We start from the raw sequence: 22,427 nt of genomic DNA, 5'->3' as shown, positions 1-22,427 counted from the left end.
GGTGGGCGCCGGTACCGGGCGTCCCGGCACCGGCGCGGCCACTCAGAAGCGGGCGGGCTCGCGGTAGACGCCCCACTCGGCGCGCAGCGCGTCGCAGATCTCGCCGAGGGTGGCCTCGGCGCGGACCGCGTCCAGCATGGCGGGGATCATGTTCTCCCCGGTCCGGCTGACCTCGACCATGCGCTGCACGGCGGCCTTGACCGCGGCGTCGTCGCGGGCGGCCTTGCGCTCGGCGAGCACCCGGCGCTGCTCCAGCTCCACCTCGTGCGAGATGCGCAGGATCTCCAGCTCCTTGGCGACGGTGCCGGTGTGGCAGTTGACGCCGACGATCTTCTTGTCGCCCTTCTCCAGCGCCTGCTGGTAGACGAAGGCCGACTCGGCGATGTGCCCGGTGAACCAGCCGTCCTCGATGCCGCGCAGGATGCCCGAGGTCATCGGGCCGATCTTGTGCGGGCCGTCGCCGGCGAGCTGCTTGATCCGGGCGAAGATCTCCTCCGCCTCGGCCTCGATCCGGTCGGTGAGCGCCTCGACATACCAGGAGCCGCCGAGCGGGTCGGCCACGTTGGTCACCCCGGTCTCCTCCATCAGCACCTGCTGGGTACGCAGGGCGATCTCGGCCGACTCGTCGGTGGGCAGGGCCAGGGTCTCGTCGAGGGCGTTGGTGTGCAGCGAGTTGGTGCCGCCGAGCACCGCCGCGAGGGCCTCCACCGCGGTACGCACCACGTTGTTGACCGGCTGCTGGGCGGTCAGCGACACCCCGGCGGTCTGGGTGTGGAACTTCAGCCAGAGGGCCTTCTCGCTGGTGGCGCCATAGACGTCGCGCAGCCAGCGGGCCCAGATCCGGCGGGCGGCCCGGAACTTGGCGATCTCCTCGAAGAAGTCCACGTGGGAGTCGAAGAAGAAGCTCAGCCCCGGGGCGAAGACGTTGACGTCCAGCCCGCGCGAGAGCCCCAGCTCGACGTAGCCAAACCCGTCGGCCAGGGTGTACGCCAGCTCCTGCGCGGCGGTCGCGCCGGCCTCGCGGATGTGGTAGCCGGAGACCGACAGCGGCTTGTACTTCGGGATCTCCCGGGCGCAGTACTCCATCAGGTCGCCGATCAGGCGCAGGTGCGGCTCCGGGTCGAAGAGCCACTCCTTCTGCGCGATGTACTCCTTGAAGATGTCCGTCTGGAGCGTGCCGTCCAGCCGGGACAGGTCGGCGCCCTGCCGCTCGGCGGCGACCAGATACATGCAGAAGACCGGCACGGCCGGGCCGGAGATGGTCATCGAGGTGGTCACGCCGGCCAGGTCGATGCCGTTGAACAGCACCTCCATGTCGGCGGCCGAGTCGATGGCCACGCCGCAGTGGCCGACCTCACCGAGCGACTGCGGGTCGTCGGAGTCGCGGCCCATCAGCGTCGGCATGTCGAAGGCGACGGAGAGCCCACCGCCGCCGGCGCCGAGGATCATCTGGTAGCGCTCGTTGGTCTGCTGGGCGTTGCCGAAGCCGGCGAACTGCCGGATGGTCCAGGTCCGCCCGCGGTAGCCGGTCGGGTAGAGCCCCCGGGTGTACGGGAACTCGCCCGGCCAGCCGATCCGCTCGAATCCGGGGTAGGGCACGCCCTCCGGCGGGCCGTACACCGGGTCCACGGTCATGCCGGAGAGCGTGGTGAAGTCCGCGTCCCGCTTGCGGGCGGCGTCGTAGCGGGCCTGCCAGCGGGCCCGACCGGCGGCGATCTCGTCGGCGTCCATGCGCGGAGCTCCTCCTCGAGTCCTCGACTGAAGACCGAGTGTAGAACGGTCGCCTGAACGATCGCTAAGGATCTGGGTACCAGCCGGTAACCTGGCTCAGGCCGAGGGCGCCGCGGGGCCACCCAGGGCCACGTCGTCGACCCGGATGTTGATCTCGTCGACCCGCAGCCCGTACGCCTCCACCGCCGAGGTCACCGCCGAACGGACCGCGTCGGTCACCTCGGGGACCGGCCGGCCGCCGTCGATCACGATGACCAGGTTGACCAGCGCCGCGCCGTTGGTGACGTGCGCCGAGCAACCCCGCCGCGCGTCGCCGACCTGGTCCAGCCCGACCCGGTCCAGCACCGCGTTGAAGAACCGCGCCACGTCGCCACCGAGCTCGGCCACCCCGGGCACGGACTTCGCGGCGGCCACCGCGATCTTCTCCACCACCTCGTCGGAGACGTGCGTCGCGCCGCCCGCCACCGCGTCCGGCGTCACCGACAGCTCCTGGGTCGCCTCGTCAGCCATGCTCCACCCGCCCCCTCGTCCAACCCCACGACCGCCATGAGGCGGTGCGAGCGTACTAGTTGGGCCCGGTCCGCAGTGGACCGCTCAGGTCCCCAGCTGGGCCAGCAGGTCGGCGGCGGCGGCGTACGGGTCGATCGCGCCCTCGGCCACCTTGGCGGCGAGCGTCGGCAGTTGCGTACCGTCGCGCAGCGAACCCATCCGGGCCCGGAGGGTGCCGAGCGCGATCGCCTCGATCTCGGCGGCGGCCCGCGCCTCCCGGCGGCGGCGCAGCTCGCCGTGCCGCTCCAGCCAGTCCCGGTGCTTGTCGATCGCGGCGGCGATGTCGTCGATCCCCTCGCCGCGGGCGGCGATCGCCCGGACCACCTGCGGCCGCCACTCCCCCGGCCCGCGCTCGCCCAGCGCGATCATGCCCTGGATGTCGCGGACGGTGGCGTCGGCGCCGTCCCGGTCGGCCTTGTTGACCACGAAGACGTCGGCGATCTCCAGGATGCCGGCCTTGACCGCCTGGATGGCGTCGCCCATGCCCGGGGCGAGCAGCACCAGCGTGGTGTCGGCCAGCGAGGCCACCTCGACCTCGGCCTGCCCGACGCCCACGGTCTCCACCAGCACCACGTCGCAGCCGGCGCCCTCCAGCACCCGGACCGCCTGCGGCGTCGCCGCGGAGAGCCCGCCGAGGTGCCCCCGGCTGGACATCGAGCGGATGTAGACGCCGGGGTCGGTGGCGTGGTCCTGCATCCGGACCCGGTCGCCGAGGATCGCCCCGCCGGTGAACGGGCTGGACGGGTCGATGGCCAGCACCCCGACCCGGTGACCGCGCGCCCGCAGCGCCCGGACCAGCTCGTTGGTCGTGGTCGACTTGCCCACCCCGGGCGACCCGGTCAGCCCGACCACCTGGGCGTGCCCGGCGTACGGCGCGAGGGCCGCCGCGACCTGCGGCAGCACCTCGTCGCCGGACTCGACCAGGGTGATCAGCCGGGCCACCGCGCGGGGGTCACCCGCGCGGGCCCGCTCCACCAGCATCGGTACGTCCCGGCTGCGGCGCACCGACGGCTCACTCCGCACGCTCACTGGTCAGCGGCACCCGAGGGCACGTGGATGATCAGCGCGTCGCCCTGGCCGCCGCCGCCGCAGAGCGCGGCCGCGCCGGTGCCACCGCCCCGGCGCTTGAGCTCCAGCGCCAGGGTGAGCACCAGCCGGGCGCCGGACATGCCGATCGGGTGGCCGAGCGCGATGGCACCGCCGTTGACGTTGACCTTCTCCGGGCTGACGGCCAGGTCCCGGGTGGACTGGATGCCGACCGCGGCGAAGGCCTCGTTGATCTCGATGAGGTCGAGGTCGGAGACGGCCAGGCCGGCCTTCTTCAGGGCGTGGTTGATGGCGTTGGACGGCTGCGAGTGCAGGGAGTTGTCCGGGCCGGCCACGTTGCCGTGCGCGCCGATCTCGGCCAGCCAGGTCAGCCCCAGCTCCCTGGCCTTGGCCTTGCTCATCACCACCACGGCGGCGGCGCCGTCGGAGATCGGCGAGGAGCTGCCGGCGGTGATGGTGCCGTCGGAGGTGAACGCCGGGCGCAGCTTGGCCAGCGACTCGGCCGTGGTGTCCGGACGGATGCCCTCGTCCTCGCTGATCACCAGCGGGTCGCCCTTGCGCTGCGGGATGACCACCGGGGTGATCTCCTCGGCGAAGTGGCCGTTCTTCTGGGCGGCCGCGGCGCGCTGGTGGCTGGCCGCCGCGAAGGCGTCCTGCTCCGCGCGGGTGATGCCGTGCTTCGCCCCGAGCCGCTCGGTCGACTCGCCCATCGAGCAGCAGTCCCAGGCGTCGGTGAGGCCGTCCAGGGCCATGTGGTCCTTGATCGTGACGTCGCCGTACTTGTAGCCGCTGCGCTGGCCGAGCAGCAGGTGCGGGGCGTTGGTCATCGACTCCATGCCGCCGGCCACCACGATGTCGAACTCGCCGGCCCGGATGAGCTGGTCGGCCAGCGCGATGGCGTCCAGGCCGGAGAGGCAGACCTTGTTGATGGTCAGCGCCGGGGTGCTCATCGGGATGCCCGCCTCGACGGCCGCCTGGCGGGCCGGGATCTGGCCCGCGCCGGCCTGGAGCACCTGCCCCATGATCACGTACTGCACCTGGTCGGGGGTCACGCCGGCGCGCTCCAGCGCCGACTTGATCGCGATGCCACCGAGCTTTGTCGCCGGGAGGTCCTTGAGGTTGCCCAGCAGTCGCCCCATCGGGGTCCGCGCGCCGCTGACGATCACCGAAGCCATGCCTGCCTCCGAGGGGGTGCCGACCTGTACGCCTTAACGATTGTTCGGTCAGACTAGCGCCATGGCTGAGAACTCCCCCGTCGAGCCCGCTGCCGACTATGTCACAGACATCGGCCTGCGCCGCATCGACCACGTCGGGATCGCCGTGGCGGACCTGGACGCCGCGATTGACTTCTACCAGCGCACCTTCGGGATGCGCTGCGTGCACACCGAGACGAACGCCGAGCAGGGCGTACGCGAGGCGATGCTGGCCGTCGGGCCGACCACCGAGGGTGGCTGCTTGCAGCTGCTCGCCCCGCTGTCGCCGGAGTCGACGATCGCGAAGTTCCTGGACCGCAACGGGCCGGGCGTGCAGCAGGTCGCGTACACGGTGACCGACATCGACGCGGCCTGCGCGGCGCTGCGCGAGCGGGGCGTACGGCTGCTCTACGAGGCCCCGAAGCGGGGCACCGCCGACTCCCGGATCAACTTCGTGCATCCGAAGGATGCCGGCGGCGTCCTGGTCGAGCTGGTCGAGCCGGCCACCCGGTGAGCCGCGGGGGAGGGTCGAGCGGCCCTCCCCCACCCGCGGGAACGCGCGGCGGTGCGGGGTTCAGCGGTCCCACGGACGCCTCCACGCATCGGCGGATGCAGTTTTTCACAGGAGACTTCCGGCCCTAGCTACCGTTCAGTAACATCCGGCCCCACAGGAGTGCGACCGGTGCCGGATGTGTCGATTGCCGACATGGCGGACCCGTCGCACCGGCGCCGACGATGGCAGCACCCCTGCCCCGGTGTGGGCGCGGACGAACGGGAGGTCACCGTGCAGGACATCCTCGATGCGATCATGGCGGCGGAGAGCTCCGCGCAGCCGGAGCGGGAACTCGCCGGCCTCGCCGGCCTGCCGGTACCGGAGAGCTACCGGGGCGTGGTCGTCCGCGCCGAGGACACCCGGATGTTCGACGGCATGGCCACCCGGGACAAGGACCCGCGCAAGGCGCTGCACCTCCAGGAGGTGCCCACCCCGGAGCTCGGCCCGGGTGAGGCGCTGGTCGCGGTGATGGCCAGCGCGATCAACTACAACACGGTCTGGACCAGCATCTTCGAGCCGCTGCCCACCTTCAGGTTCCTCCAGCGCTACGGCCGGGTCTCGGACCTGGCCCGCCGGCACGACCTGCCCTACCACGTGGTGGGGTCGGACGCGGCCGGCGTGGTGCTGCGGACCGGACCCGGGGTGACCCGGTGGAAGGTCGGCGACGAGGTGGTCGCGCACTGCCTCTCGGTGGAACTGGAGGACGCGGCCGGCCACGACGACACCATGCTCGACCCGCAGCAGCGGATCTGGGGCTTCGAGACCAACTTCGGCGGCCTGGCCGAGCTGGCCGTGGTCAAGGCCAACCAGCTCATGCCGAAACCGCGCCACCTGAGCTGGGAGGAGGCGGCCAGTCCCGGCCTGGTCAACTCCACCGCGTACCGGCAGCTCGTCTCCCACCACGGGGCGAACATGAAGCAGGGGGACGTGGTGCTGATCTGGGGCGCCTCCGGCGGCCTGGGCAGTTACGCCACCCAGATGGCACTGGGTGGCGGGGCGATCCCGGTCTGCGTGGTCTCCTCGCCGGAGAAGGCCGAGCTGTGCCGGCGGATGGGCGCCGAGCTGGTCATCGACCGGGCCGCGGAGGGCTTCCGGTTCTGGCGGGACGAAGAGACCCAGGACCCGGACGAGTGGCGCCGCTTCGGCGAGCGGATCCGCGAACTGACCGGCGGCGAGGACCCGGACATCGTCTTCGAGCACCCCGGCCGGGAGACCTTCGGCGCCAGCGTCTACGTCGCCAAGCGCGGCGGCACCATCGTCACCTGCGCCTCCACCAGCGGCTTCCAGCACCAGTACGACAACCGCTACCTCTGGATGCACCTCAAGCGGATCGTCGGCAGCCACTTCGCCAACTACCACGAGGCCTGGCAGGCCAACCGGCTCGTCGCGCTCGGCAAGGTCCACCCGACGGTCTCGCGGACCTACCCGTTGGCGCAGACCGGCCAGGCCGCGTACGAGGTGCACCGCAACGCACACCAGGGCAAGGTGGGTGTGCGCTGCCTCGCCCCGACCGACGGCCTCGGTGTCCGGGACACCGAGCTGCGCGCCCGGCACGAAACGGCGATCAACCGGTTCCGCGGGCACTGACCCGTCCGGGTGGTCCGGGCACCATCCGCATGGTGGAGGCATTGCGCTTTCCATTGCGCCGTGCGCGATTCGGCGATGCTCGACAAAGGGCCGCGGGCCACCGACCCACGGCCCTTTCCGCGCGCGCCTCGCGTCCCGCCCGGCGCGCCTGGGACCTGCCAAGATCGCCGGTTCGGTCCGGTCCCAACCGGCTCCCGAAGTTGACCATGTAAACAGGACACGAAAGCTTCGGACCGCTCTTGCGAAGCACCCTGGGGCGTCTGCCAGTATGTCCCAATGCCCCAGCAGCAGTCCTCCCCTCTTGCGTTCTTCGATAACGCGAACACGCAGCCAGATTTCACCGTTGGCCTGCGCGGATACAACACCAACCAGGTCGACGACTTCATCGGCCGGTTGAGCGCCGCGCTGAGCCAGTCCGAGCAGGCCCGGGCCGAGGCCGAGCAGCGGATGAACGACGCCCAGCGTCGGCTCCGCCAGGCCGAGCAGCGCCAGGGCGCGTTGGAGCAGAAGCTCGCCGACACCAACAAGCAGCTCGAGGAGAACAACCGGCCGACCCTCTCCGGCCTGGGCACCCGCGTCGAGCAGATCCTCCGGCTGGCCGAGGAGCAGGCCAACGACCACCGCAACGAGGCGAAGCGCGAGTCGGAGGGCATCCTCTCCGCGGCCCGCCTCGAGGCACGCGAGATCACCGACAAGGCACGCGCCGAGGCGGCCGCCATGAAGGCCACCGCCGAGCGGGAGGCCGGCAGCGTCCGTACCGCCGCCGAGCGGGAGGCGGCAGAGGTCCGGGTGCAGGCCCGCCGCGAGGCGGACACCCTGCGCGCCGACGCCGAGCGGGAGACCAAGCAGCTGCGTACGGTCACCGCCCACGAGGTGGCCGAGCTGAAGTCCACCGTCGAGCGTGAGGTCGCCACCCTGCGCGCCACCGCCGAGCGGGAGATCACCCAGCAGCGGGCCAAGGCCGCTCGGGAGGCCGAGGAGAAGCGCGCCGAGGCGACCAAGCTGCTGACCGACGCGCGGGACAAGCGCGACAAGGACCTCCAGGCCCTGGAGCTCCAGCTCGCCGAGCGGCGGGAGAAGGCCGAGCGCGAGGAGTCCGAGCGGCACGCCGCCCAGGTCGCGCAGACCCAGAAGCTGGTCAGCGAGGCCGAGCAGCGGGCCCGGGCCGCCCAGGAGCGGGCCAAGGAGATCGAGCAGCGGGCCGAGGCCCGCCGGGTCGAGTCCGAGCGCACCGCCAACGAGACGGTGGACAAGGCCAAGGCGCTGGCCGACAAGACCCTGAACGAGGCGAAGGCCGAGGCGCAGCGCCTGCTCAGCGAGGCCCGCACCGAGGCTGAACTGACCACCCAGGCGGCCCGCCGCGAGGTCGAGGACCTCACCCGGCAGAAGGACGCCGTCACCTCGCAGCTCGGGCAGATGCTCTCCGGCCTCGCCGGAATCGTGCCTGGCGTGCCGGGCGGCGGCGCCAAGCCGGCGGCCAAGTCCGGTGACGCCGAGGAGAAGGTGACCGCCGAGTCGGCCAGCTGAGACACCCGCACCGGGGCATGAGCCACGGCGCGGGGTGACACCGGGTAACCGGTGCCACCCCGCGCCGTCATGCATTTCCCGCCCGTTTCGACCTGTCAGTGAAGTAGGTCCCAGCAGGGGCGTCCGTATCGCCCCAGCAGAGCCGGATGCGTGTGAGGATGGGAGCATGTCGCACGGCGAGGAACTGTTTGCTCTCGGCGGGGACGTGACCACGGAGCCCAGCTTCGAGTCCGCGCTGCGGGGGTACGACAAACGACAGGTCGACCGATACGTCGCTCGTGCGGAGCACGAGATCACGGCGCTGACGGCCGAGCGGGAGCAGGCGTACACCCAGATCCACAAGCTGGCCGGCCAGGTCGAGGTGCTGCAACGCGACCTCGCCCAGGTGCGCAAGCAGGTGGGCGTGGTGGACCGGGCCTCGTTCCGGCACCTCGGCCCCCGGGTCGAGCAGATCCTCCTGATGGCCGAGGAGCAGGCGGACGAGATCGTCGCCGCGGCCAACGAGGAGATCGAGGCCCGTCGTGCGGCCGCCGAGCACATCATCGAGGAGGCCCGGGAGCAGTCCGCCCAGGCCCTCAAGGACTTCGAGATCGCCCTCGCCGCCCGGCGGGCCGAGGAGGAGCGACTCACCGCCGCGCGCAAGGCCGAGGCGGAGGCCACCCTGACGGCGGCCAAGGAGGAGGCCACCAAGCTCCGCAAGGACGCCACCGAGGAGACCACCAAGCTTCGCAAGGACGCCGCCGAGGAGACCACCAAGCTCCGTCGGGACGCGAACGACGAGGCCACCAGGCTGCGCCGGACGGCCCAGACGGCGCTGGCCACGGCCCAGCAGGAGGCGACCCAGCTCCGGGACACCGCCAAGGAGATCCACAGCCGCGCCCAGCAGGAGGCGGCCCGACTGCGCGAGGCCGCCAAGGAGGCGCTGGCCAAGGCCCAGCAGGAGGCGACCCAGCTCCGCGAGGCGGCCAAGGAGGTGCACGGCAAGGCGCAGCAGGAGGCCAAGCGCCTCACCGAATCCGCGGCCGAGGCCGGCCGGGCCACCCATGCCAAGGCGCTCGCCGAGGCCAAGAAGATCGTCGAAGACGCGGAGGAGGCGGCGAAGGCCACCCGGGGCCAGGCCCGCACCGAGGCCAGCCGGCTCACCGCCGAGGCTGCCGACGCCGGCAAGCGCAACCGCGCCGAGATCGACGCGTACGTCCAGCGGATGCGCACCGAGACCGAGGCGTACGTCCAGCAGGCCCGCGCCCAGACGCAGCAGGAACTGGGCGCCTGGCGGGCCGGGGTGGAGAAGGAGGTCAACGCCCGGCGGGACGCGGCCGACAAGCAGTTCGCCCAGCGCCGCGCGACCGCCGAGCAGGAGTACGCCAAGCGCCGCGACGAGCTCGACAAGCAGCACAAGAAGCGGCAGGACGAGCTGGAGAAGGCGTACGCCACCCGCCGCCAGGAGGTCGAGCAGGGCGCCGTCAAGATCCGAAAGGCGGCCGAGCAGGACGCGCTCAACATGCGCCGGCAGGCCGAGGAGGAGGGTGCCGAGCTGCTGCGCCGGGCCGAGGTCGACGCCGCCGACAAGCGCCGCAAGGCCGACGAGCACGTCGCCGCTTCGCGCCGCCAGTTCGAGGAGTACGCGGCCACCACCCAGCAGCACCTGGCCACCACCCAGCAGCACCTCGCCGCCACCCAGCAGGAGGTGGCCGCCGGCCGGCAGCAGCTCGCCCAGGTGATGCTGGAGATCGCCCACGCCCAGCAGGAGCTGGCGGACCTGCGGACGGAGACGTGGAAGTCCCGCCAGGAGTCCGACGACCTCCAGCGCAAGCTCGCCGAGGTGCGGTTGTCGGCGAGCAGCGCCGGCCTGGCCACCACCCCGGTGGACCCGGACGAGCTGGCCGCAACGCCCGGGGGTGACTCCGGCGCGACCGCGCCGACGGCCGATCCGGACACCACGCCGGTCACCGGCAAGGGCACCACGCCGGCGGCCGGCAAGGCCACCACGCCGGGGGCCAGCAAGGCCACCACGCCGGCGGCCGGCAAGGGCACCACGCCGGCGGCCGGCAAGGAGACCGCGCCGGTGACCTCCGGGAAGGAGACGGCGCCGGTGACCGGCAAGGACACCGCGCCAGCGACGCCCGACACGGCCACGGCGCCAGCCACCGGCAGGGACACCGCGCCGGTCAGCGCGAAGAGCACGGCGACGGTCTCCCCCGAGGGCGCCGATTCCGCGCCGGCGGCGACCGGGGAGCCGGCGACGGCCCCGGAGCCGGCGGCGGACGGCAGCCCGGCCCGCCCGGTCGCCGAACCGGTGACCACCGTGGACGGAGGCGCCGCCACCGTTGGCGTGGACGGCGAGCCGACCGTGGCCGCCGTACCCGGCGAGGGCGGCCGGGGCGCCACTCCCACGAAGATCACCAGCACCGGCGAGAACGGCAAGCGCCCGACCAAGCCCACCACCGACGAGCGAAGCGCCAAGCCGAGCGCCGTGAAGGTCGAGTCCGACTGACGCAGGCGACATCCCGCCGAACGGCCCGCCCGCCAGGTCGGCGGCCTTGCCGCGGGTAGCCCACCGGGCTCCACAGTTCGGCGACCTCGCGGTATCCAACCCGCCCGAACCCCGCCGGATCGGCGACGTGGTCACGGCCCCACGCCCGGCATCCGCCCGATCAGCCGCACCGCCGCCGCCCCGCCCGGCACCGCCGACCCCGGCACCCCGCCGACCCCGGCGGCCGACTGGCCGCGGCGGTGGCCGGCGGTGGCCGGCGGTGGCCGGCGGTGGCCGGCGGTGGCCGGCGGTGGCCGGCGGTGGCCGGCGGTGGCCGGCGGTGGCCGGACCGTTGCCACTGGGACGCTATGGAACTGATGGCGTAAACGATTCAGGCGGGACGTGCCCCGGCCAACCAATAAAATGCTGCATCCGGCGGTGAATCGTCTGTGCCATCAGGTCGATAGGCGGGAGGAGGCGACGCGGCGGGCGGACGAGCCGCGCATCCTGGCAGGTACCTAGCGGCAACCCACCAGCGCCGCCGGCCAAGCAGCGGTAGGCCGCAGCCGCCGCCGGGAAAGCAGCGGTGGGCCGCCGGCGCCCGGGGGGATGGCCGACTGTGGACGGGGCAGGGCTGGCCGAGAAAAGCCGGGCCGGATAACCTGCCGAGCAGCGGGCTGCCGCATGGACGGCGACGCCCGGCTGGCCGATCCCGGTCACCCGGCCGGCCCGGCGAGCTGGACTCCGATCGCGTACGACGGAGCGGGATGCGGGGAGGTCAGGTGGCGCAGGACGGGCGGCCGGGCGACGCCCGACCGGAGGACGAGGACCCGCTGGGCGCGCTCCGCCCCGAGGACGGCGCGACCGACGAGTCCGGGCGGCGCACCGTAGAGCAGGCGACCGAACCGACCGAGTTTGAGCCGAGCGGGCGGTTCGGCGTGCCGGGCAAGCCGCTGCGCCGCAGCGCCTTCCTGGTCGGTTTCACCGGGGCGCTCGGCGTGCTGCTGGCGTACGCGGTCTTCCTGGGCATCCGCAACGCCGCCGGCATCCTGGTGCTGGTGGTCATCGCGCTGTTCCTCGCGGTGGGTCTGCACCCGGCGGTGGTCCGGTTGCGCCGCTGGGGGCTGCCGCACGGGCTGGCCGTCGCGGTGGTGACCCTGACCGTACTGCTGCTGATCATCGGTGGGCTGCTGGCGTTGGTGCCCCCGGTGGTGACCCAGTCCGGGCAGTTCATCACGCACCTGCCCGGCTACGTCGAGGAACTGCGCCGCAACCCCACCGTCAACGATCTCATCGAGCGGTACGACGTGATGGAACGGGTCCGCGCGGCGGCGAACGCGGACACCATCAGCCGGGCCCTCGGCGGCGTGCTGGGCGGCGCTCAGCTGATCTTCGGCACCATCCTCCGGGTGCTGACCGTGCTGGTGCTGACGATCTACTTCCTGGCGTACTTCGACCGGCTACGTGACCTCGGTTATGCGCTGGTGCCCCGCACCCGCCGGGAACGCGTCCGGCTGATCGGCGACGAGATCCTCACCCGGGTCGGCGCGTACATGGTGGGCGCGCTCGCCATCGCGGTGCTGGCCGGGGCGAGCAGCTTCGTCTTCGCGCTGGCGGTCGGGCTGCCGTACCCGTTCGCGCTGGCCGTGGTGGTCGCGGTGACCGACCTGATCCCGCAGATCGGGGCGACCCTGGGCGCGGTGGTGGTGTCCCTGGTGGGTTTCGCCACCGACCTGCCCGTCGGCGTCGCCTGCCTGGTCTTCTTCCTGGTCTACCAGCAGGTGGAGAACTACCTGATCTATCCGAAGATCATGCGCCGGGCGGTCTCGGTCAACGAGGTGGCGGCGCTGCTCGGCGCGTTGCTCGGGGTGTCGCTGCTGGGCGTGGTCGGCGCGCTGATCGCCATCCCGATGGTGGCCGCCCTCCAGCTCATCCTCCGGGAGGTGGTCCTGCCCCGGCAGGACTCCCGCTGACCGGCCCGGGGTCAGCCCGCCTGCCGCTGCTGCGGGCCGGGGACCGGGGTGTCGGCAAACGCGGCCACCGTCCGGTCGGCGTACGCGCTGACGTCGCCGGTCTCCATCGGCCCGTCCCAGGTGGTCGGCAGCGGCACCGCCACGGCCGGGTTGACCCGCCGGACGATCTCGTCGAGCACGGTCTCCGCGTCGCCGACCCACAGGTGCTTGGCGCCGGGCACCCCGACCACCTCGGCCTGCGGCACGGCCGCGAACCGCTGCCGGGCCTCCTCGGGGCGCAGGTAGTCGTCGAACTCGGGCACCAGGGCGGTGAGCGGGCGGCCCGACTCGGCCCAGACGGCGAGGTCCGCCGGCTCGGAGAAACGCAGCGGCGGGGAGAGCAGGATCGCCCCGGCCACCGCCGGGTCGCAGCCGTACTTGAGCGCCAGATCGGTGCCGAAGGACCAGCCGACCAGCCAGATGTTCGGCAGCTCGTGGAACTCGGCGTACTCGATGGCGGCGGCGACGTCGAAGCGCTCGCCGACGGCACCGTCGAAGGCTCCCTCGCTGGTCCCCCGGACGCTGCTGGTGCCCCGGGTGTTGAACCGCAGCACGGCCAGGTCGGCCAGCGCGGGCAGCCGCCACGCCGCCTTCCGGAAGACGTGGCTGTCCATCATCCCGCCGTGGGTGGGCAGCGGGTGCAGGCAGACCAGCGTGCCGGCCGGTGCCCGGTCCAGCGGTCGGGCCAGCTCACCGACCAGCGTCAGCCCGTCGGCGGTGTGCAGCTCGATGTCCTCCCGGTGACCGGGCAGGATCGACGACGCACGGATCGGGGTGCTCACCGTCCCAGTCTCGCGCGCCGCCGTCCCCGCCGCCTGCCCGGGCGGAAACAGGGTGACGCAGATCGCTCAGCCGTATCGGGGGGTGCCGCGTCCGCGCTGGAGGTTCGGCCCGCGCCGGTCCCGGGCCCGCCAGCAGCCGCTGTGCCAGTGCCGCCGATCGGTGAGGTCGCCCCGGTCGTCGGCCGGCCAGGCCACCACGTGCGCCACCCCCGGACGGATCTCCTGGTCGCAGCCGGGACAGCGGTACGTCTTGACGGACGCCCCGCCGGTGATCCCGCGTACCTGCCAGTCGCCGTCGCGCCACTGCTGGACGGTGGGCACGCCCTGGCGGGCCCGCTCGGCGTCCAGGTGGGTGGTCTCGTCCCGGCGGGGACGGTTGCGACGGGGGCTCACGGTCAACAAGCGTACGTTCCGCCGGCCGGACCGGCCCGGATCGGGCGGCCCGGCCGGCGCCGGTCACTTCCAGGTCTCCGGGTCGGTCAGATCCTTCGCCACCTGCGCCCCGGCCAGTACGGTCGTCGCGTCGGCCTCCGTGAATCCCCGGTGGCCCTTGGGGGGGGCGTCTGGCCACGGCCAACCGAACTCGGCGGTCAGGTGCGCTCTCGGAATGCCGAGCAGCTCCAGCTTCATACCGTCCGGGTAGAGGTAGGCGGGACGGCCACCCACCGCGCGGTTGCTCTCGGTGGTGTTTCCGGCAATCTGCGCCCCGTACAGCAGCTGCACCCCCATGGTCCCCGACGGCTCCCTGTTCAGGATGAGGTCGACCTTGAGACCCCCCGGGAAGGCGGTGACGTCGACGGAGCAGCCGCTCACCGTCGCGTCCTGCGGCAACGTGGTCAGCCGCAGCGGCGCCGCGCACCGTCGGGCCTCATCAAAGCGGATGGCATCCACGGCCTTGACCAGCGCGCTCCGGTCGCCGCCGAGCATGCTCGCCCGGGCGTAGAGGCCGGGGACGGGCTGCCAGGCCTTGACCAGGCCGCCCGCCGTGCCGCCCACCTGCCGGATCGCACCGTCGAAGGTCGGCTGCCCCGGAACCGCCTGGATCGGGAAACCTTCGATTCCAACGTCCGTGAATTGCTGCGCGGACCGGCCCACCTCGACCAGGACGGGCTGCCCGGCCCCAATGCTGAACCGGATCGACTCGACCTGCGCCGACCTGTAGACTGCCCAGCGCAGGTAGCGGGCCTGGCTGGTGTCGACGCCCAGGTGCAGCACCTGCGGGTCGCTGCCGACCAGGTCGGGCCGCTGGGCGGCACCCGGCACTCCGTCGGCGCGGGGCGGCACCGGCGCGGCGACGGTCGGCGTGGCCGCCGTCCACGGCAGCCGGCCGCGCAGCCCGCCGAGGTCGGTGCCGGTCACCCCGACGAAGCCGAGGACGCCGACCAGGGCGAGGGTGGTACCCGTCGCGGCGCGGCGGCGCAGTTGGCGGCGGCGGCCCCGGGCCCGCGAGGCCCGCAGCAGCCGGCCGGTGTCGATCTCTCCCTCGGCGCGCTCCCGCAGCGCCGAGGTGATCCGCTCGTCGAGGTCGGTCACGGCCGGCTCCCGTTGGTCGTCGGGACGCCGCAGCGCTCCCGGAGGTGGGCGAGCGCCCGCATCGCGTGGGTACGGACGGTGACCGGGGAGCAGTCGAGGATCTGGGCGATCGTGGCGTCGTCCAGGTCCTCGTAGTAGCGCAGCACCAGCACGGCGCGCTGGCGGTCGGGCAAGGCCCGGATCAGCCGCCACATCTCGTCCCGGTCAGCCGCCTCCCCACCGAGGTCGCCCCGGTGGGCCTGCTCGGCGAAGGTGTCCACGGCCAGCTCCCGGCTGGACCGCCGGCGCCACCACGAGTGATTGGCGTTGACCAGCATCCGCCGCACGTACACGTCGGGCCGGTCGGCGCCGGCGATCTTCCGCCAGTGCACGTACGCCCGGGCCAGGACGTCCTGGGTCAGGTCCTCGGCGCGATGCTCGTCGCCGGTCAGTAGCCGGGCCAGGCGCAACAGGGCCGGGCCCCGGCTGCCGACGTACTCCTCGAAGGTCACACCCTCAAGACGCCGTCACCGGCCTCCTTTGTTGACCAGGATCAGAGGTGCGTGTGGTCGCGGAAACCGCGCCCGCTCTTGCGACCGAGGTAGCCGGCGGTGACCAGGTGCTCCAGCAGCGGCGCGGGGGCGAAGCCCGGCTCGCGCAGCTCCAGGTAGAGCTCGCGCTGGATGGCCAGCGCGACGTCCAGGCCGACCACGTCGAGCAGTTCGAACGGGCCCATCGGGTAGCCGCAGCCCAGCTTCATGGCGTGGTCGATGTCGTCGGCGGTCGAGTAGCTGGCCTCCAGCATCTTCACCGCGTCGTTCAGATACGGGAAGAGCAGCGCGTTGACGATGAAGCCGGAGCGGTCACCGCAGACCACGCCGGTCTTGCCGAGCACCGCGCAGACGGCACGGGCGGTGGCGGCGGTCTCCGCCGAGGTGCGGATGGTCCGCACGATCTCCACCAGCGGCATGATCGGCGCCGGGTTGAAGAAGTGCAGGCCGATCACGTCCGCCGGGCGCTGGGTGGCCATCGCCACGTCGATCACCGGCAGGGAGGAGGTGGTGGTGGCGAGCACCACGCCCGGCTTGCAGATCTCGTCGAGGCTGGCGAAGAGGGCCTTCTTGACGCTCAGCTCCTCGACCACCGCCTCGACCACGAGGTCGACGTCGGCGAGGTGGTCGAGGGTGGCCGACCAGGTGACCCGGCCCAGCGCGGCGTCCCGGTCGGTCTCGCTGAGCTTGCCCCGGACCACGCCCTTGTTGAGCGAGGTCTTGACCGCCTCGCAGACCTTCGCGGACTTCTCCGCGCCCCGGGTCACCGAGATGACCTCGTACCCGGCCTTGGCGAAGACCTCGATGATGCCGGTGGCCATGGTGCCGGAGCCGACGATGCCGACCTTGGCGATGGCCCGCGCGCCGTCGGCAAGCGAGGACTTCGTCGCCACCGGCGTCTGCTCGTCCGGTACGACCTTCGGCGAGCCCGGCCGCTCGTAGGTGTAGAAGCCCCGGCCGGACTTCCGCCCGAGCAGCCCGGCGGTGACCATCTGCTTGATCAGCGGCACCGGGGCGTGCCGGCGGTCCCGGCCGCCGCGCCGGTACATGGTGTCCAGGATCTCGTACGCGGTGTCCAGGCCGATCAGGTCCATCAGCGCGAGCGGGCCCATCGGCAGGCCGCAGCCGAGCTTCATGGCGGCGTCGATGTCCTCGCGGCTCGCGTACCGCGCCTCGAACAGGCTCACGGCGTGGTTCAGGTAGCCGAAGAGCAGCGCGTTGGCGATGAAGCCGGCCCGGTCGTTGATGGTCACGTCGACCTTGCCGAGCCGCGTGCAGAGCGCCTCCACGTCGGCCACCACGTCGGCGGAGGTGACCACGGTGCGGACCACCTCGACCAGCTTCATGATCGGGGCCGGGTTGAAGAAGTGGATGCCGATGACCTGGTTGGGCCGGGTGGTGGCGACCGAGATCTCGGTGACGCTCAGCGAGGAGGTGTTGGTGGCCAGGATGGCCTCGGGCTTGCAGACCCGGTCCAGCTCGGCGAAGATCCGCTGCTTCAGGTCCAGGTGCTCGGGCACCGCCTCGATCACCAGGTCCACCGAGTGCAGCGCACCCAGCCCGACCTGGAAGTCGACCCGGCTCAGCAGGGCGTCCCGGTCGGCCTCGGCGAGCTTGCCCTTGGCCACGGCGCGGTCGGTCGACCCGGTGAGGGTGGCCCGGCCACGCTCCAGGGCGGCCGCCGAGATCTCCACGGCCACCACGTCGATGCCGTTGCGGGCGAACACCTCGACGATGCCGGCACCCATGGTGCCCAGACCCACCACACCCACCCTGGTGAACTCGCGCGCCACGACCGGCCTCCCCTTGGTTGACTCCGCGTTGCCGACATGAACGGCCGCTAAGGTTATGCGCCGGAGTCTGCCACGTGACTCTACGTTGTCGAGACGCCGTGGGGTATTTCACGACGTCCGTCACTCTCCGCCCGGGGCACGGCCGGCCCGGAGGTGCGCCGCCATCGCAGGCCGGGCACCGACGCCCGCCGGCGCCGCCGGGTCCGGCCTCCGCCGGCGCCGCCGGGTCCGGCCTCCGCCGGCGTTGCCGGGTCAGGCCTCTGCGGGCGCCCCGACCAGTGACAGCAGCTCCGCGACGAACTCGGCCGGCCGTTCCAGGTGCGGGCTGTGACCGCAACCGGGCAGCACCACCTCCCGGTACGTCCCGCCGGCGGCCGCGTACCGGTCCAGCACCGCCCGGGTCTGGCCCACCATCGGCTGGGGCGGGCAGTCCGCCGCTCCCGGCCAGCCCGGCACCACGCCCAGCGACCCCAGATAGGCCAGGTCGAACAGCGAGGTGTCCGAGACGATCACGTCGGCGTCGCCGCGTACCCAGGTCACCGGCGGCTTGGCCGAGACCCCGATCAGCTCGTCGGCGACCCGGAACCAGGCGGGGGCCAACGCGTTCAGCACCCCGCGCTCGCCGGCCGCCGTTCCCGGCCAGTGCGCGGAGGTGACCGCCGTGCCCGGGTAGTTGTCGTCCCCGGCCGCGGTGGTGAGCATGCTGTCCAGCAGCAGGTCCTCGTCCTCGCCCAGCGACGCCGGGTCAGCCACGTACGCCGCGCGCAGCACGTTCCGCGGGCTGGTCGGGCCCTCCTCGCCCCGGTCCTGCGCGGCGAGCCGGGCGACGAAGTCGGGGTTGGCGGTGCCGCCGCCGGTGCCCGCAAAGTCGGGCGTGGTCGGGGCGCCGTCGAGGTCCCGGGTCCCGCCGAACCCGTACGGGGAGACCGGCGCCTCCAGCAGCAGCCCGGCCACCCGCTCGGGGTGGTCGACCAGCAGCCGCATCGCCACCCCGCCGCCCAGCGAGTGCCCGACCACCACCGGCCGTGCGCCGGGGGCGAACAGCCCGGGGGCATCGAGCAGGGCGGCCACGTCGTCGGCGAAGTCGGCGAGGCCCCGGGTCGCGTCGACCGGGGCGGTGGCGGTGTCGCCGTACCCGCGCAGGTCGGGCGCGACCACGCGGAGCGTCTCCGGCAGCCGCCGCAGCAGCGGCTCCCAGAACGTCGACGACGAGACGTTGCCGTGGACCAGCAGCACCGGTACGCCGTCCGGCGGACCGGCCACCCGCACCGACTGGGTGATGCCGTTGGCCTGGACGGTGTGCCGTGTGCTCCGCATCCGCGCATGCTGGCACACCGGCCCGACCCGGTCCATGTGCCCGCTCCCCATCCCGGGCCGCTCCCCGATGTGGACGGGCCCGGTGGTCAGGAGTGCGCGTCGACCGGGAGCGACCGGGCCTCGCGCGGCACGGGCACCCGTGGGGCCGACGGCCGGGGCAGCGGCACGGTCGGCCGGTGGCTCGGGGCCGGGAGGCCGAAGCTCATCCCGACCGGGTCGGTCCGGGCCACGCCCGGGTCGAAGTAGCGCAGGTCGGTACGGCCGAGCCGGACCACGTCACCGTCGGAGAGCGGCACGCTACCGCTGATCCGCTGGTCGTTGAGCCAGGTGCCGTTGGTCGAGCCGAGGTCGGTCAGCCAGGCCCCCTCGGGGGTCAGCTGCACCGTGGCGTGCCGCCGGCTCAGATGCGGGTCGGCGAGCACGATATGTGCGCTCGGCGCCCGGCCGATCACCAGTGGGTCCCGACCGACGCGGAAGCTGAGTCCGCGCATCGCCCCACCCGACACCGTCAAAAGCGGCATCAGCTCCGGATGTTCCTCCATTGACAGTCGCCCCTCCGGTCGCCCTGCGGCGTCAGCCTGCCAGCTCACCGTAATCGCCGTCACCACCGGGTGGTCACCCCCACGACCCCGGCCGGTCAACTTCTGTTCGCCGTTTCGGGTTCATTCACCAGTCACGTCCGTCGATTCCTCGGACTTCCGGCGGCACCGCCAGGGCAGGTCACGCGGGACGCCGGACCTACCGGCGAGTAACGTTCGGGTCTAGACTTCGACCATGACGGCTGTGCATGTCCCGGGGACCCCGATCATCGAGGACGGTCGGCTGGTGTCCACCAGCCCGGCCACCGGCGCCGAGGCCGGACGGCTCCCGGTGGCGACCGCGGCGGACGTACGGGACGCGGTCGAACAGGCGCGCGCCGCCGGTCAGTGGTGGGCCGGGCTGGGCTTCACCGGCCGCCGGCAGCGGCTGCTGCGCTGGCGCGGCGTCCTCGCCGGACGGATCGAGGAACTGGCCGAGCTGGTGCACGCCGAGGGCGGCAAGCCGGTCGGCGACGCGGTCGTCGAAATCCTCACCGCGCTGGAGCACATCGACTGGGCCGCCCGCAACGCCCGCCGGGTGCTCGGGCCACGCCGGGTGCGCACCCGGCTGATCCTCGCCGAGTTCGCCGGACACCTCGAATACCAGCCGTACGGGGTGGTCGGGGTGATCGGCCCGTGGAACTACCCCGTCTTCACCCCGATCGGCTCCGCCGCGTACGCCCTCGCCGCCGGCAACGCGGTGGTGTTCAAGCCGAGCGAGTACACCCCGGCCGTCGGGCAGTGGCTGGTGGACCGCTTCGCCGAGGTGGTGCCGGAGCAGCCCGTCCTCACCGCCGTGCACGGGCTCGGCGACGTGGGCGCCGCGCTGTGCCGCTCCGGGGTCGGCAAGCTCGCCTTCACCGGCTCCACCGCCACCGCCAAGAAGGTGATGGCGGCCTGCGCCGAGACCCTCACCCCGGTGCTGCTCGAGGCGGGCGGCAAGGACGCGATGATCGTGGACGTCGACGCCGACCTGGACGCCGCCGCCGAGGCCTGCGTCTGGGGCGCGCTGACCAACGCCGGCCAGACCTGCATCGGCATCGAGCGGGTCTACGCCGTCGACCCGGTCTACGACGCCTTCCTCGACAAGGTGGTGGCGAAGGCCGGCCGGCTCACCGTCGGCCCGGAGGGTGCCGACATCGGCCCGATCACCATGCCCGCCCAGCTCGACATCATTCGCCGGCACATCGACGACGCGGTCGCCCGCGGCGGCCGGGCGGTGCTCGGCGGCCCCGAGGCGGTGCGACCGCCGTACGTGCACCCGACCGTGCTGGTGGACGTACCGGAGGACTCGGCCGCCGTCCGCGAGGAGACCTTCGGCCCGACCCTGACGGTCAACCGGGTCCGCGACGTCGACGAGGCCGTCGAGCGGGCCAACGCCCTCTCGTACGGTCTCGGGGGTTCGGTCTTCGGCCGGAAGCGGGCGGTGGCGGTCGCGCGGCGGCTGCGCTCCGGGATGGCCGCGATCAACTCGACGCTCACCTTCGCCGGCATGTCCACCCTGCCGTTCGGCGGGGTCGGCGACTCCGGCTTCGGCCGGATCCATGGTGAGGACGGGCTGCGCGAGTTCGGCCGGGCCAAGGCGATCACCCGCCGCCGCGGGCCCTCCCTGCTGCCGTCGATGACCTTCGAACGCACCCCGGCCGACGTCGCCCGCCTGGTCAAGGCCGCCAAATTGATGTACGGCCGGGGCCGCTGACAGTCGGCGGACCCGGAATCAGAACAGGGTCAGCTCGTCGCGCTCGATGCCGCGCAGCTTGTCGTAGTCGACCACCACGCAGCGGATCCCCCGGTCGGTGGCGAGCACCCGAGCCTGCGGCTTGATCTCCTGGGCGGCGAACACACCGGTGACCGGGGCCAGCAGCGGATCGCGGTTCATCAGCTCCAGGTAGCGGGTGAGCTGCTCCACGCCGTCGATCTCGCCGCGCCGCTTCACCTCGACCGCGACCGCACCCTGATTGGCGTCCCGGCAGAGCAGGTCGACCGGGCCGATCGCGGTCATGTACTCCCGCCGGACCAGCGTGAAGCCCTCGCCCAGGGTCTCCGGGTTGGCGGCCAGCAGCTCCTGCAGGTGGGCCTCCACACCGTCCTTACGCAGGCCCGGGTCGACACCCAGCTCGTACGAGGTGTCCTGGAAGATCTCCTCCAGGGTGATGCGCAGCTCCTCGCCGGCCTTGTTGACCACCCGCCAGACGCCGGGGGCCTCCTCCAACCGGCACGGCGGGCTCATCCAGTTCAACGGCTTGTACGCCCGGTCGTCCGCGTGGATCGACACCGAGCCGTCCGCCTTCACCATGAGCAGCCGGGTGGCCGGCGGCAGGTGTGCCGAGAGCCGTCCGACGTAGTCCACCGAGCACTTCGCAATCACCAACCGCACCCGACGAGGGTAGCCGAGCACCCGGCGCCCGCCGGCGAGCGCCACTGGCGTACCGGTGCGATATTGAGATCGTGCTCGAAGTCCTCACCGGTTCCGGCCTCGCCGCCTCGGCCGGCCTGAACGCCTACATCCCGCTCCTCCTCATGGGTCTGCTGGCGCGCTACACCGACCTGATCGACCTGCCCGGCGGGTGGCAGTGGCTGGGCAACGGCTGGGTCATCCTGATCCTCGCCGTGCTGCTCACCATCGAGGTGGTCGCCGACAAGGTGCCGGTGGTCGACCACGTCAACGACGTGGTGCAGACGGTGGTCCGGCCGACCGCCGGCGGCCTGGCCTTCGGCGCCGGCTCCAGCTCGGAGACCGTCACGGTCAGCGACCCGGACACCTTCTTCTCCTCGCACCAGTGGGTGCCGGTGGTGGTCGGCGTCCTCATCGCGCTCGGCGTGCACCTGCTCAAGTCGGCGGCCCGCCCGGTCATCAACGCGACCACCGCTGGCTTCGGCGCCCCGGTCGCCAGCACCGCCGAGGACGCCACGAGCGCGGTGATGTCGGTGGTGGCGATCCTGCTGCCGGTGCTGGTGCTGGCGTTCCTGCTCGGGTTCGTGCTGTTCTTCGGCTGGTTCCTGCGGCGGCGCAACGACCGGCGTCGGGAACGCGCGGCAGCCCGCGCGGCTGGGTTCCGGGTCTGATGTAAGTGGTTGCTCTTGGGGCTGCTTCTGGTTGTGGGCTGGGGCGAGGGTGAGCGGCTTCAGGGTTTGATCCCTGCTTTCCGGTTGGGGGCTGGGGGCGACCGTGCCCGGCTCCGGGCGGTCAGGCTTGATCCCTGCGCCGGGCACGGTCGCCCC

At 72.7% G+C, this 22,427-nt stretch carries 20 protein-coding genes; 7 read left to right on the top strand and 13 right to left on the bottom strand.

Annotated features, from left to right (window positions below; genetic code table 11):
• Window positions 1–42 precede the first annotated feature (42 nt).
• The 4 genes from ACFYML_RS22930 to ACFYML_RS22915 form a co-directional block, all read right to left on the bottom strand.
• Entirely contained in the window at window positions 43–1,731 is a 1,689-nt protein-coding gene (locus ACFYML_RS22930) for a methylmalonyl-CoA mutase (protein WP_387422598.1), read from the bottom strand.
• A gap of 96 nt (window positions 1,732–1,827) precedes the next feature.
• Entirely contained in the window at window positions 1,828–2,241 is a 414-nt protein-coding gene (locus tag ACFYML_RS22925) for an Asp23/Gls24 family envelope stress response protein (RefSeq protein WP_357440780.1), read from the bottom strand.
• Window positions 2,242–2,325: 84 nt separating this feature from the next.
• Window positions 2,326–3,261, bottom strand: a complete 936-nt coding sequence (gene meaB / locus ACFYML_RS22920; RefSeq protein WP_387422697.1) for a methylmalonyl Co-A mutase-associated GTPase MeaB — start codon at window positions 3,259–3,261, stop codon at window positions 2,326–2,328.
• A gap of 44 nt (window positions 3,262–3,305) precedes the next feature.
• Window positions 3,306–4,502: an acetyl-CoA C-acetyltransferase gene (locus ACFYML_RS22915; protein WP_387422597.1), complete on the bottom strand. Its 1,197-nt coding sequence runs from the start codon at window positions 4,500–4,502 to the stop codon at window positions 3,306–3,308.
• A 61-nt stretch (window positions 4,503–4,563) separates the two neighbouring features.
• On the opposite strand from ACFYML_RS22915, the gene mce reads away from it, so the two are divergent.
• From mce to ACFYML_RS22895, 4 genes are all read left to right on the top strand, one after another.
• Complete coding sequence (mce, locus tag ACFYML_RS22910; protein WP_387422595.1) at window positions 4,564–5,034, top strand: methylmalonyl-CoA epimerase; 471 nt, start codon at window positions 4,564–4,566, stop codon at window positions 5,032–5,034.
• A gap of 270 nt (window positions 5,035–5,304) precedes the next feature.
• On the top strand, window positions 5,305–6,660 hold the full coding sequence (gene ccrA / locus ACFYML_RS22905; protein ID WP_387422696.1) for a crotonyl-CoA carboxylase/reductase: 1,356 nt from the start codon (window positions 5,305–5,307) through the stop codon (window positions 6,658–6,660).
• Between the two features lie 276 nt (window positions 6,661–6,936).
• Window positions 6,937–8,187 carry a DivIVA domain-containing protein gene (locus ACFYML_RS22900; RefSeq protein ID WP_387422594.1) on the top strand — a complete coding sequence of 417 codons (1,251 nt, stop codon included), beginning with the start codon at window positions 6,937–6,939 and terminating at the stop codon, window positions 8,185–8,187.
• A gap of 166 nt (window positions 8,188–8,353) precedes the next feature.
• A complete protein-coding gene (locus ACFYML_RS22895; protein WP_387422593.1) occupies window positions 8,354–10,681 on the top strand; it encodes a hypothetical protein in 2,328 nt (775 codons plus the stop codon).
• Between the two features lie 131 nt (window positions 10,682–10,812).
• Here ACFYML_RS22895 and ACFYML_RS22890 read toward each other — a convergent pair whose 3' ends face one another.
• On the bottom strand, window positions 10,813–11,019 hold the full coding sequence (locus ACFYML_RS22890) for a hypothetical protein (RefSeq protein WP_387422592.1): 207 nt from the start codon (window positions 11,017–11,019) through the stop codon (window positions 10,813–10,815).
• A 408-nt stretch (window positions 11,020–11,427) separates the two neighbouring features.
• Between ACFYML_RS22890 and ACFYML_RS22885 the strand changes: the two genes are divergently transcribed.
• Window positions 11,428–12,633, top strand: coding sequence for an AI-2E family transporter (locus ACFYML_RS22885; protein ID WP_387422591.1), 1,206 nt, complete (start codon window positions 11,428–11,430; stop codon window positions 12,631–12,633).
• Window positions 12,634–12,644: 11 nt separating this feature from the next.
• Here the strand turns inward: ACFYML_RS22885 and ACFYML_RS22880 are convergent, their stop codons facing one another.
• The 7 genes from ACFYML_RS22880 to ACFYML_RS22850 form a co-directional block, all read right to left on the bottom strand.
• Window positions 12,645–13,454: an alpha/beta hydrolase gene (locus tag ACFYML_RS22880; protein WP_387422590.1), complete on the bottom strand. Its 810-nt coding sequence runs from the start codon at window positions 13,452–13,454 to the stop codon at window positions 12,645–12,647.
• Between the two features lie 66 nt (window positions 13,455–13,520).
• Window positions 13,521–13,853: a hypothetical protein gene (locus ACFYML_RS22875; protein ID WP_387422588.1), complete on the bottom strand. Its 333-nt coding sequence runs from the start codon at window positions 13,851–13,853 to the stop codon at window positions 13,521–13,523.
• Window positions 13,854–13,910: 57 nt separating this feature from the next.
• Entirely contained in the window at window positions 13,911–14,987 is a 1,077-nt protein-coding gene (locus ACFYML_RS22870; protein WP_387422587.1) for a hypothetical protein, read from the bottom strand.
• Window positions 14,984–15,478: a SigE family RNA polymerase sigma factor gene (locus tag ACFYML_RS22865; RefSeq protein ID WP_387422586.1), complete on the bottom strand. Its 495-nt coding sequence runs from the start codon at window positions 15,476–15,478 to the stop codon at window positions 14,984–14,986. The genes ACFYML_RS22870 and ACFYML_RS22865 overlap by 4 nt, the downstream gene beginning before the upstream one ends.
• A 41-nt stretch (window positions 15,479–15,519) precedes the next feature.
• Window positions 15,520–17,310 carry a 3-hydroxyacyl-CoA dehydrogenase family protein gene (locus ACFYML_RS22860; RefSeq protein ID WP_387422585.1) on the bottom strand — a complete coding sequence of 597 codons (1,791 nt, stop codon included), beginning with the start codon at window positions 17,308–17,310 and terminating at the stop codon, window positions 15,520–15,522.
• A 252-nt stretch (window positions 17,311–17,562) separates the two neighbouring features.
• A complete protein-coding gene (locus tag ACFYML_RS22855) occupies window positions 17,563–18,627 on the bottom strand; it encodes an alpha/beta hydrolase (protein WP_387422584.1) in 1,065 nt (354 codons plus the stop codon).
• A gap of 86 nt (window positions 18,628–18,713) precedes the next feature.
• Window positions 18,714–19,118 (bottom strand): FHA domain-containing protein, encoded by a 405-nt coding sequence (locus ACFYML_RS22850; RefSeq protein ID WP_387422583.1) that lies wholly within the window; start codon window positions 19,116–19,118, stop codon window positions 18,714–18,716.
• 283 nt (window positions 19,119–19,401) lie between these two features.
• On the opposite strand from ACFYML_RS22850, the gene ACFYML_RS22845 reads away from it, so the two are divergent.
• Entirely contained in the window at window positions 19,402–20,904 is a 1,503-nt protein-coding gene (locus tag ACFYML_RS22845; protein ID WP_387422582.1) for an aldehyde dehydrogenase family protein, read from the top strand.
• An 18-nt stretch (window positions 20,905–20,922) separates the two neighbouring features.
• Here ACFYML_RS22845 and nucS read toward each other — a convergent pair whose 3' ends face one another.
• A complete protein-coding gene (gene nucS, locus ACFYML_RS22840; protein ID WP_073836014.1) occupies window positions 20,923–21,582 on the bottom strand; it encodes an endonuclease NucS in 660 nt (219 codons plus the stop codon).
• Window positions 21,583–21,653: 71 nt separating this feature from the next.
• On the opposite strand from nucS, the gene ACFYML_RS22835 reads away from it, so the two are divergent.
• Window positions 21,654–22,271 carry a DUF4126 domain-containing protein gene (locus tag ACFYML_RS22835; RefSeq protein WP_387422581.1) on the top strand — a complete coding sequence of 206 codons (618 nt, stop codon included), beginning with the start codon at window positions 21,654–21,656 and terminating at the stop codon, window positions 22,269–22,271.
• Window positions 22,272–22,427: the final 156 nt, after the last annotated feature.

This window comes from Micromonospora sp. NPDC007230 (genome assembly GCF_042869115.1).
GTDB lineage: Bacteria > Actinomycetota > Actinomycetes > Mycobacteriales > Micromonosporaceae > Micromonospora.
Note: the sequence above shows the minus strand (reverse complement) of the source record. Positions and strands in the feature narration are given on the sequence as shown.

Excerpts from the sequence above, each read along its gene's own strand:
- ACFYML_RS22915 (WP_387422597.1), bottom strand. The coding sequence starts at position 4,502 with ATGGCTTCGGTGATCGTCAGCGGCGCGCGGACCCCGATGGGGCGACTG.
- mce (WP_387422595.1), top strand. The coding sequence starts at position 4,564 with ATGGCTGAGAACTCCCCCGTCGAGCCCGCTGCCGACTATGTCACAGAC.
- ACFYML_RS22885 (WP_387422591.1), top strand. The coding sequence starts at position 11,428 with ATGCGGGGAGGTCAGGTGGCGCAGGACGGGCGGCCGGGCGACGCCCGA.
- ACFYML_RS22895 (WP_387422593.1), top strand. The coding sequence starts at position 8,354 with ATGTCGCACGGCGAGGAACTGTTTGCTCTCGGCGGGGACGTGACCACG.
- ACFYML_RS22850 (WP_387422583.1), bottom strand. The coding sequence starts at position 19,118 with ATGCGCGGACTCAGCTTCCGCGTCGGTCGGGACCCACTGGTGATCGGC.
- ACFYML_RS22925 (WP_357440780.1), bottom strand. The coding sequence starts at position 2,241 with ATGGCTGACGAGGCGACCCAGGAGCTGTCGGTGACGCCGGACGCGGTG.
- ACFYML_RS22900 (WP_387422594.1), top strand. The coding sequence starts at position 6,937 with ATGCCCCAGCAGCAGTCCTCCCCTCTTGCGTTCTTCGATAACGCGAAC.
- ACFYML_RS22855 (WP_387422584.1), bottom strand. The coding sequence starts at position 18,627 with ATGCGGAGCACACGGCACACCGTCCAGGCCAACGGCATCACCCAGTCG.
- ACFYML_RS22930 (WP_387422598.1), bottom strand. The coding sequence starts at position 1,731 with ATGGACGCCGACGAGATCGCCGCCGGTCGGGCCCGCTGGCAGGCCCGC.
- meaB (WP_387422697.1), bottom strand. The coding sequence starts at position 3,261 with ATGCTGGTGGAGCGGGCCCGCGCGGGTGACCCCCGCGCGGTGGCCCGG.
- ACFYML_RS22845 (WP_387422582.1), top strand. The coding sequence starts at position 19,402 with ATGACGGCTGTGCATGTCCCGGGGACCCCGATCATCGAGGACGGTCGG.